Here is a 1728-nt window from a genome sequence, read left to right on the forward strand (position 1 = left end):
GCTGCCATAATGGTTAGCTCGCCACGTTTTAACTCCTGTTTCAGCAAGCGTAATGAAATCTTACGCCACATCACGCTGTTCCTCTTGCAAGTGCCCGCCGTCCATCCGCAAAATCCGCTGACAGCGTTGTGCGAGCTGATTATCGTGGGTTACCATGACCAGCGTGGTATTGGCATCTTGGTTTATTTCAAACAGTAAGTCCTCGACTTTAGCGCCAGTTACCGAATCCAGATTACCGGTGGGCTCATCGGCAAATAGAATTTGCGGTTTACCGATAAACGCACGAGCAATGGCTACCCGCTGCTGCTCGCCACCGGATAGTTGGTTAGGATAATGAGTCAAGCGATCGCTCAGCCCAACTTTGCTCAGCAACTCGCGCGCTTCGCGTTCGGCGTCACGATGACCTGCTAGCTCGGCCGGCAGCATCACGTTTTCAAGTGCCGATAAGCTAGGGATCAAAAGAAACGATTGAAAGATAAAACCGACTTTCTCGGCACGCAGGTGTGCCCGTTGCTCTTCATCCAAATCGCTTAAATTTACGTTATCTATACTCACCTGTCCTTGACTTGCTAGGTCTAAACCTGCGAGTAATGATAGTAACGTTGATTTGCCTGAACCCGAAGCACCGACAATGGCAACGGTCTCACCGGCAGCGATATCGATGTCGATGGGGTGTAGAATTTGTAAACGACCCTCACTGGTGTCGACGATTTTTTCTAACTGACGAGTTTGTATAAGCATTTATGAAAAACTTCCTACGCAATTTACTGATTCTGAGTTCGCTCTTACTGGTGATACGTCCAGTCTTAGCAAAAGATTCATTAGTCGTGCTCGGCGATAGCCTGAGTGCAGGCTACGGCATTCCCCAGTCACAGACTTGGGTGAGCATTTTGTCCGAGCGTTGGCAACAGCAATACCCGGATCTCGAAATCGTCAATGCCAGCATCAGTGGTGAAACCACCGCTGGGGCGCTACGTCGTTTGCCAGCCATCTTAGAGCGGCATGAACCGCTAGCCGTGTTCGTTGAACTGGGCGGTAACGATGGCTTGCGCGCCTTTGATCTAAACAGTATTTCTAGCAATTTACAGGAAATTATCGAAACCATACAGGCTACTAACGCAAATGTCGCGTTAAGTCAGATCCGTGTACCGCCAAACTATGGGCAACGTTTCTCGCAGTTATTTGCGGATGTGTATAGCAATGTCGCAGAACAGCAAACGGTTGAGCTGATCCCATTTTTTATGGAGCCATTAGTCGACAACCCCGACTACATACAAGATGACGGCATTCATCCTACCGCTGCTGCACAGCCGTTAATCGCCGATTTTCTAGAACCCTATTTATTGCAATTAGTCGGCAAAGGCTAACCAACCACGAACAACCAAACCTTGGTAAAATGGCTGCGGTTGGCTAAAACCAGCCTCTCGCAGTTGTTGTACATCTTGCTCGGGTGAAAGTATCGACAGTTGCTGCAACATAGCGGCGATGCTGCGCTGTAATGGTCAATTAAAAAGATGCACCGTGGTGCTGCCTGGCATAGTGGCGAGCAAATTCGGGGTTAGCAAAGGGGTTATTCTGATGATTCATGTTAGCTGTCTTTAAATGAATTAAAAAAAATACGCTAACATAACTGGGAACTTCTTGAAACTTTAAAAGTTGCAATAATAGCAATAAAAAAACCGCTTGCGCGGCTTTAATGGCGTCCCCTAGGGGATTCGAACCCCTGTT

General features: G+C 48.0%; 4 protein-coding genes. 1 reads left to right on the forward strand and 3 read right to left on the reverse strand.

The genetic code is table 11. From position 1 onward, the window contains the following. Window positions 1–60: 60 nt before the first annotated feature. Window positions 61–741 (reverse strand): ABC transporter ATP-binding protein, encoded by a 681-nt coding sequence (locus tag A10D4_RS13245; RefSeq protein WP_008490118.1) that lies wholly within the window; start codon window positions 739–741, stop codon window positions 61–63. Between the two features lie 2 nt (window positions 742–743). On the opposite strand from A10D4_RS13245, the gene A10D4_RS13250 reads away from it, so the two are divergent. Next, window positions 744–1367: an arylesterase gene (locus tag A10D4_RS13250; protein ID WP_008490120.1), complete on the forward strand. Its 624-nt coding sequence runs from the start codon at window positions 744–746 to the stop codon at window positions 1365–1367. Here the strand turns inward: A10D4_RS13250 and A10D4_RS14495 are convergent. Next, complete coding sequence (locus tag A10D4_RS14495) at window positions 1350–1478, reverse strand: hypothetical protein (protein WP_008490121.1); 129 nt, start codon at window positions 1476–1478, stop codon at window positions 1350–1352. The two genes, A10D4_RS13250 and A10D4_RS14495, sit on opposite strands and share 18 nt — an antisense overlap. Window positions 1479–1506: 28 nt before the next feature. Continuing rightward, the coding region (locus A10D4_RS14400; RefSeq protein ID WP_008490122.1) for a hypothetical protein at window positions 1507–1728 on the reverse strand (222 nt) is incomplete at its 5' end.

Source organism: Idiomarina xiamenensis 10-D-4, assembly GCF_000299895.1.
In the GTDB taxonomy this organism is placed as follows: domain Bacteria; phylum Pseudomonadota; class Gammaproteobacteria; order Enterobacterales; family Alteromonadaceae; genus Idiomarina; species Idiomarina xiamenensis.

Excerpts from the sequence above, each read along its gene's own strand:
- A10D4_RS14495 (WP_008490121.1), bottom strand. The coding sequence starts at position 1,478 with ATGTTGCAGCAACTGTCGATACTTTCACCCGAGCAAGATGTACAACAA.
- A10D4_RS13245 (WP_008490118.1), bottom strand. The coding sequence starts at position 741 with ATGCTTATACAAACTCGTCAGTTAGAAAAAATCGTCGACACCAGTGAG.
- A10D4_RS13250 (WP_008490120.1), top strand. The coding sequence starts at position 744 with ATGAAAAACTTCCTACGCAATTTACTGATTCTGAGTTCGCTCTTACTG.